Annotated in this window: 1 pseudogene; it reads left to right on the top strand. The window is 60.5% G+C overall.

What is annotated here, in order from left to right:
* Positions 1 to 336 precede the first annotated feature (336 nt).
* Positions 337 to 623 (top strand): annotated as a pseudogene (locus LXM94_RS25980) (integrase); the annotation flags it as partial.

Here is a 623-nt window from a genome sequence, read left to right as displayed (position 1 = left end):
TCCCCAATGAACTTGGCGATGAGTGTCAATAACAGGCGCTACGAACGACAACTATTTATCTTTGGATATAAGCAGCCGATATCCTCATTGCCGCGGGAGGCCGTCCGGAAACGGTCAAGGGTCGATTGAGTGACGCCCGCGCGGGCCCTCCGGTCGGGCGGGCAGTGCGGCCAACCCGGCATTTTCGGCGGGGATGTCACGGGCGACTGCGTGCAAGGGAGTGCACGTCAGGCATGCGGTTTTTGCTTTGAATTTGCATTGAACCGCACAGCCCGTCTTCTCATGATAATATCCGATAATCTTGCATTATCGCTCGTTTTGCTCTTTATAGAGAGAATGGCCCGAATCGTCGACGAAAACACCCAAAACAACGCTCAGGAGGGCGCAGCGCCGCCGCCCAGCACGGCGATTTCCGCTGATGTTTCCGCCGCGCCGCTGTCGACGGAAAGCGCCCCGAAAAACCTGCCGGCACATCTGCAGGACCTCACCGATCGCGCCCGTGGCTATGTCGAGGCGGCCAGCTCCGCCAACACCCGCCGCGCCTACGCTTCCGACTGGAAGCATTTTACCGCCTGGTGCCGGCGCCAGAACCTGTCGCCCCTCCCGCCGGATCCGCCGGTCGT

The organism is Rhizobium alarense (assembly GCF_021555155.1).
Lineage (GTDB): Bacteria > Pseudomonadota > Alphaproteobacteria > Rhizobiales > Rhizobiaceae > Rhizobium_D > Rhizobium_D alarense.
The sequence above is the reverse complement of the archived record's forward strand: the minus strand, read 5'-3'. Positions and strand labels throughout refer to the sequence as shown.